Origin of the sequence: Mycobacterium sp. (genome assembly GCF_052143115.1) — a bacterium.
Taxonomy (GTDB): domain Bacteria; phylum Actinomycetota; class Actinomycetes; order Mycobacteriales; family Mycobacteriaceae; genus Mycobacterium.
The window spans coordinates 1-6,393 of the sequence record NZ_JBKQTQ010000017.1; the positions used below are offsets into that span (position 1 = coordinate 1).

4 protein-coding genes and 1 pseudogene are annotated in these 6,393 nt (G+C 63.2%); 4 read left to right on the top strand and 1 reads right to left on the bottom strand.

The annotated features are described in order from the left end of the window. Positions 1-238 precede the first annotated feature (238 nt). A complete protein-coding gene (locus tag ACLQI9_RS01575) occupies positions 239-1,639 on the bottom strand; it encodes an FAD-dependent oxidoreductase (protein ID WP_442378307.1) in 1,401 nt (466 codons plus the stop codon). 227 nt (positions 1,640-1,866) lie between these two features. Between ACLQI9_RS01575 and ACLQI9_RS01580 the strand changes: the two genes are divergently transcribed. The 4 genes and pseudogenes from ACLQI9_RS01580 to ACLQI9_RS01595 all read left to right on the top strand — a co-directional run bounded on the left by ACLQI9_RS01580 (position 1,867) and on the right by ACLQI9_RS01595 (position 5,907). Further along, positions 1,867-2,637 carry a YqjF family protein gene (locus ACLQI9_RS01580; RefSeq protein ID WP_442378308.1) on the top strand — a complete coding sequence of 257 codons (771 nt, stop codon included), beginning with the start codon at positions 1,867-1,869 and terminating at the stop codon, positions 2,635-2,637. Between the two features lie 215 nt (positions 2,638-2,852). Further along, complete coding sequence (locus ACLQI9_RS01585; protein WP_442378309.1) at positions 2,853-3,254, top strand: hypothetical protein; 402 nt, start codon at positions 2,853-2,855, stop codon at positions 3,252-3,254. 169 nt (positions 3,255-3,423) lie between these two features. Next, a pseudogene (locus ACLQI9_RS01590) lies at positions 3,424-4,737 on the top strand (cytochrome P450); the annotation flags it as partial. Between the two features lie 30 nt (positions 4,738-4,767). Continuing rightward, on the top strand, positions 4,768-5,907 hold the full coding sequence (locus ACLQI9_RS01595) for a sulfotransferase family protein (RefSeq protein WP_442378310.1): 1,140 nt from the start codon (positions 4,768-4,770) through the stop codon (positions 5,905-5,907). Positions 5,908-6,393: the final 486 nt, after the last annotated feature.

A 6,393-nucleotide genomic window follows, 5' to 3' on the forward strand; every position in this document is an offset into this window, starting at 1 on the left:
CAGCCCACAAGTCCAAGACCTGCTCGACTACCTCGACGAACGAGCCGACCCCATCTTCTGGGGCTAACGACCGGCTAACCTGATCCAACCGATGCACTGACCGGTTGAGCGCAAGACGAGTTATGAGGGTCTCAAAACTTCGTGTCAGAGATGGCACGGCGATATGACGGACATCGTTGACCAGCAGTGAAACGATACTGACGTGGACCCCAGCGGGGATGGTGGCGGTGTGTCAGGACTACCGGCCCGGCTCCACGCCCGCCATGGGTTCACCGCGCCGGCGGTTGGCCGTGAGCAATCGGATCATTACTGCTGGGTGCAGCATCCGGTTTGGCGGGTCGACGAGGTTTAGTACCCGAAAGAAAGCCTCGGTGATAACGATGTCTTCTTCGGCGGCGGTCAGCAATTTGTCGGTGCACCAGTTCGCGAACCGCATCGACAAGGAATGCCGACCTTCGATCAGCACCGACGAGGATTTGGCGCTCTGAGTCAACATCCAGCCGCGCCGGCGGTTCGCGGCCCAGGCCCAGCCGACTTGCTTGGCAGCGGCTCGGAAGAATCGCCGACTCAAGTCGGCATCTCCGCGGGCTAGACAGTCGCGAAGCGCAACCGCCTCGAGCGCGGCCACCGACATTCCTTGGCCATAGATGGGATTTAAGCTGCAGATCGCATCGCCGAGCACCAGTAGTCCAGCCGGGAATCGTCGCATCTTGTCGTACCGTCGCCACACACTTGCGGGATAACGGTAGATGGACACCTCGCTGAGTGGCTCGGCAGCCCGCAACGCCGCCAGCAGCGGAGGCGGCGCGAATTGCTCGGCGGACACGATCATGTCTGCTCGGTCGGCGGGTGGTTGCTGCCCAGCGAGGCAGCCAACGGCCATGATCCAAGTCCCGTGCTCGTAGGCCAACAGGGCCCCGTAGGTCGACCGTGTGCGCACCGGAAAGACGCAGGTGACCTTCTCCTTAATCGTGCCCGGCGGGATGCGCAGCAGCTGACTGGAGTAGCTCAACGGCATCATCGCCGAGCGTTGCTTTTTCGGTCGGCCGTAGCCAAGCGTTTCGAGAAAAGCAGGTGTGGGTGCACCGCGGCCCGTCGCGTCGATCACCAGATCTGCCTCCAGCACGCATTCGGCACCTGTCTCGCGGTTGGCCACCCGAGCGCCGGTCACTCGGTGCGGCTGATCAGCGATCGGCTCGACGACATCATGGCCGTCCAGGACGCTGACGTTGTCGATGGCACGAACGCGCTGCCGCACATGGGATTCCAACAACGGCCGGCTGGCAATGTAGAGGACCAGCGCTGAGGGTTCGGCGAATGTGCCCGACCTGTTGAGCTCATGGCCGCCCACTCGCATCGACACCCTTGAGAGGTTGCCTTCATCGCAGATGTTCGCACCGGCGGCGACGAGATCGTCTAGCAGCCCGGGGAATAACCGATCCAACGCGTGTGAGCCGCTGCTCAAGAGTGCGTGGAGGTGCCGCCCGTGCGGCACCCCTCGCCGCTGAGCGGAAGCGGAGGGCAGCACATCCCGCTCGACGAGCGTGACGGTCTCGTAGAACTCCGAAACCACCCGAGCGGCAAGCAATCCTGCCATGCCTGCACCTAGGACAACTGCTCGCTCACCGAGCGCGTTCATCCGACACTCCTCCGCTGCGAGATGTTTGCCGACTGCTTAGCAGTATTGGCCGTCTTGGTTTCCACGGCCAGCCCGTTCAACTGTAGTGTCACGCGGACGCCTGCTGAGCGCCGCTGTCGCCGAGGTGACGTGGACCGCTTGGCACCTCGTCGGGTCGATGAGACGTCGACACGGTGTCGCCGGGTAGCCGCTACGCCCTTCGACTCCGCCCGTGTGACGATGGCGGGGTGACCGCGACACCAGATCCGTCCGCCACTGACTCCAGGGCCATCTCGATGCTCGCCGGCCACCAGGTCACACCGCCACCCCTGCCTCGTCCGGTCCTTGCCCGCCAACGCTGGGGTGACCTCACCTTTGTCCATTGGCCGGTGCACCCCGAGAGCGTTGCGGATATGTACCCACCTGGCACCCGCCCCGACGTCTTCGCCGACGGGATGACCTACGTCGCGTTGGTGCCGTTCGCCATGAGCGGTCTCGGGCTGGGGACCGCACCCCCAATCCCGTACTTCGGCGCTTTCCTAGAGACGGACATCTGGCTGTACTCGATCGATGACGCCGGCCGCCATGGCGTGCTCATGCGGTCCATAGAGACGGCTCGCCTAGCGGTTGTTCCGTTCACCCGAATCGTCGGCTTCCCTTTTACGTGGGCGAGGATGCGGATGACCCGGTCCGGCGACCGAGTCACTTACCACAGCGTGCGACGCTGGCCACGACGCCGCCTGCGTTGCCGACTTACGATCAGCGTGGGTGAAGTGGTCGAACCGACGCCGCTGGAGGTCTGGCTCACTGCTCGATGGGGCGCGCACGTCCGCACGCCTAGCCGGACATGGTGGATTCCCGACGAGCACGAGCCGTGGCCGTTGCGCGCGGCGGAGATCATCGACCTCGACGACGACCTGCTGGACGCCAGCGGTGTGCGACCCGCCGGCACGTGCCTACGCGCACTGTTCTCACCAGGGGTGCGCTCCCACTTCGGCCGCCCCACCGTGGTCCGGTAGGGACGCAGAGCGGGGACGCTGCCCGGGTTGCTACACCGCGTTCTGCGTGGACTTGCTCTCCCGTGGGATCCCGGGTTGGCGGGTGATGATCAGCAAGGCCACGGCGGTTGTCACCTCGGTGCTCGATCAGGCACCATGCGCACGCTGCTGCGCAAGGTTCCATCTCACCACGACTGGTTTAATGGATCACTCGGACGCGCTCAGCACACGTCGATATGTTCGTCGCGGCACTGCGCGAAGCCGGGATCGCCGCGTCGATCGGCGGCGTCGGCGATGCGCTGATGGAATCCGCTGTGGGACTGAATAAATCGGTGTTGGTCGACCAGCATTCGATCGGCACCCGTCGAGCCGAGCTGGGACAGGAAACTACCTCCTGGGCGCGCTGGTGCATCACCGCCAGACCCATCCGTCAATCGAGCACCAAACCGCCGCTTTTGTACGAGCAACGCCAAGATCACGCGGTGATCTCGGCCGAGTTGCGCGAACCGAGAGTCTCAAGCAGTATCGAGGCGGTTCACATCGACTTAACCAGAACCGACCATCCCATGGGACTCCGTGCGGCTAGCCTGAGGAATTTCTGGAAGTTTACGTGCCCTTTAATACCGGGAGTGCGATGACGGGACCACGGTTCATTCCGTGACAGAACAGGGTGGGGTGCCGCAGGGCGCGTGCCCGTTCGGCGGCGGCAACATTCTGCCGACCGGGGTCGCCGTGCCAGCGCCGACTGACAAAGCTGTGCGGGATCGCTTGCCTGCTCGGGCCCCTTTTCCGGTCTCCGCAAGGCTGCGGCGCGACGCGCGGCTGGTGCGAACCTATGGGCCCGAGCTCGTGAAGGGACTCACACTCAGCGCCGCCGGAAAGGCCCGGTCGAGGCTCGTCGGCACTAGTGGCCAGAAGCATGTGCAGCTCACCGACTTCGACCCATTAGACCCCGCAATAGCCGCCGACCCGTACCCGCATTACCGGGCGTTGTTGGCGGGCGAGCGGGTGCAGTACAACCCCAAGCACGACGTTTACATCTTGAGCCGATACGCCGACGTCCGTGCGGCTGCGCGTGACCATTGCGCGTTGTCCAGCGCCCGCGGAGTGACCTTTTCCCGGCTGCGGTTGCCCTTCCTGCCCACGTCCGATCCGCCCGTGCACACCCGGATGCGCAAGCAACTCGCGGCGGGTTTCACCCGCGGCGCTTTGGAGTCGTGGCGCCCGATGATCGACCACCTTGCCCGAGAGTTGGTCGACGGGCTGCTGACCCAGACAACCGCCGACGTCGTTTCCGCGGTGGCGGCACCGATGCCGATGCGCACTATCACCCATATTCTCGGCATACCGGGTCCCGACCAGGCCGCTTTCTGCCGTTTGTCCGAGCGGGTGGTTCGGATCACCGACGTCGACTTGTCAGCGTCCGGGCTGTTGTCGCTTGTCCACAGTTTCTCCGGATTTCGGCACTTACATGCCTTCTTCACCGACAGGTTGCGCGACGGCGGGTTGGACCACCAGACCCTGCTTGGAAAACTCGCGGTGCAGGCCGAGGACGGTCGGCTCAGCGCCGAAGAACTGTTCTTCTTCGCGCTGCTGCTGCTGGTTGCGGGCTATGAGACCACCGCCAATCTGCTCAGCACGTTGTTCCTCACGCTCGCCGACCATCCGGACCAGCTCGGGCTCCTTGCGCAGCGACCGGAGCTGATCCCGTCGGCGATCGAGGAGCAACTTCGCTTTGCGTCCCCGATCCAAAACATCTGCCGCACAACGCGCGTCGACTATCCCGTCGGCCGGGCCGTCATCCCGGCAGGCTCCCTCGTGCTGCTGGCGTGGGGTGCCGCGAACCGCGACCCGCGCCAATACGACGACCCGGATGTCTTTCGCGCCGACCGCAACCCGGTTGGGCATGTCGCGTTCGGCTCCGGCATCCACTTGTGTCCCGGTGCCCAGCTGGCGCGGATGGAGGGCCAAGCGGTCCTGCGCGAGATCGTCGATAACATCGACCGGATAGAGGTGGTTGAGCCGCCGGCGTGGTCGACAAACGCCAACCTTCGCGGCCTGACCCGGTTACGGGTCGCTGCGACGCGCCGGGCACCCGCGTCGTGCGTAGCTCACGTCTGATCGCGCTTAGCGGTCAGAAGGAAGGGTGCGATGCAAACGTCACGTTCCTCGACCCTGCTTTCCCGCTGGCGTGAGTGGGCGGCACCGCTGTGGATCGGTTGCAACTTCTCCGCCTGGACGCGTCTACTGATCCGTAACCGTTTCGCCGTGCACTGGAGTCGCTGGCACTTCGCTGTCCTGTACACGTTTCTCAGCGTAGTAAATTCTTTTTTGGGGTTGTGGCAGAAAGTGCTATTTGGCAGGCGGGTGGCCAACACGGTGATCGCCGACCCACCGATATTCATCGTGGGGCACTGGCGCACCGGCACCACCCTGCTTCACGAAATGTTGGTGCTCGACGAACGCCACACCGGTCCCACGGGTTACGAATGCCTTGTGCCGCACCATTTTCTGCTGACCGAGTGGGTCGCACCGTGGGCAGAGTTTCTGGTGTCGAGGCACCGGGCCATGGACAACATGGATTTGAGCTTGCGTCACCCGCAGGAGGACGAATTCGTGTGGTGCATGCTGGGGCAGCCGTCGCCGTATCTGACCATCGCGTTCCCGAACCGACCGCAGCAGTTTCTGCGGTATTTGGACTTGGACCAGCTGACGTCGCGGGAGCTAGAAGCGTGGAAACAGACCCTCTTCCGGTTCGTTCAACAAGTGTACTTCCGTCGTCGTAAGCGGGTGATCCTCAAGAACCCGCCGCATAGTTTCCGGATCAAGGTGCTGTCGGAACTATTTCCGCAGGCGAAGTTCATCCACATCGTCAGGGACCCCTATGTTGTTTACCCGTCGACCATTCATCTTCGGCAGTCGCTGTATCGCAAACACGGCCTGCAACGGCCGACATTCACGGGATTGGACGAACAGATTTTGTCTACGTACATCGACCTGTATCGAAAGTTGGAGGAAGGGCGCAAACTCGTTGATCCGTCACGCTTCTACGAGTTGCGCTATGAGGATCTGGTGGGTGATCCCGAGGGGCAGCTGCGCCGCCTGTACGAGCATCTGGGACTGGGCGGCTTCGAGCAGTACCGGCCGCGCCTGCGACAGTACCTTGCCGACCATGCGGACTACGATACGAATACCTACGAACTGACGGCTGAACAGCGCGCCATCGTCGCTGAGCGCTGGGGAGAAGTCATTCACCGCTACCGCTATGGTCAAGCATCCGCGGCGGGTTGATCAGTCGAACTCGCGACCTCGCCTGGACCTTCGCGTTACAGCTCATTGTCGAGCTAGAGGGTAACCGCCCCAAAGTAATTCAGGATCCTGAAACAATCTCATCCGCACCTACACGCTCTACCTGGCGGTCAGGACCTCTGCCCGGCAATGTCGATGCCAACCACGCGAGCCGAATAGTGGCCCAGATGCTCGGCCATCTCCTGCGTCCAGCGCAGTAGGCCCTGGCCCTGACATCACTACCAACCCGAACTATAAAGGCGACCCCGCGTGGGCGGTTCCCGATGCCAAACGGGTAGCCAACGCGATGCTCGAACACATCACGCCTAGACACCTGCAGCGGCTGCTGAGCCCCGTCTCATAACAGACCTTGAGCTCAACCAGTCAGCGCATCACTGCAGGCCGATGATGATGTGCTGGTGGAGGTCGGGATGGGTGTGGGTCCGGTTGGGTTTGACGTCGAGCAGCAAGCGCTGATTTGGGCGATGT

Coding starts and splice junctions, on each gene's coding strand:
- ACLQI9_RS01595 (WP_442378310.1), top strand. CDS start 4,768: ATGCAAACGTCACGTTCCTCGACCCTGCTTTCCCGCTGGCGTGAGTGG.
- ACLQI9_RS01585 (WP_442378309.1), top strand. CDS start 2,853: ATGTTCGTCGCGGCACTGCGCGAAGCCGGGATCGCCGCGTCGATCGGC.
- ACLQI9_RS01575 (WP_442378307.1), bottom strand. CDS start 1,639: ATGAACGCGCTCGGTGAGCGAGCAGTTGTCCTAGGTGCAGGCATGGCA.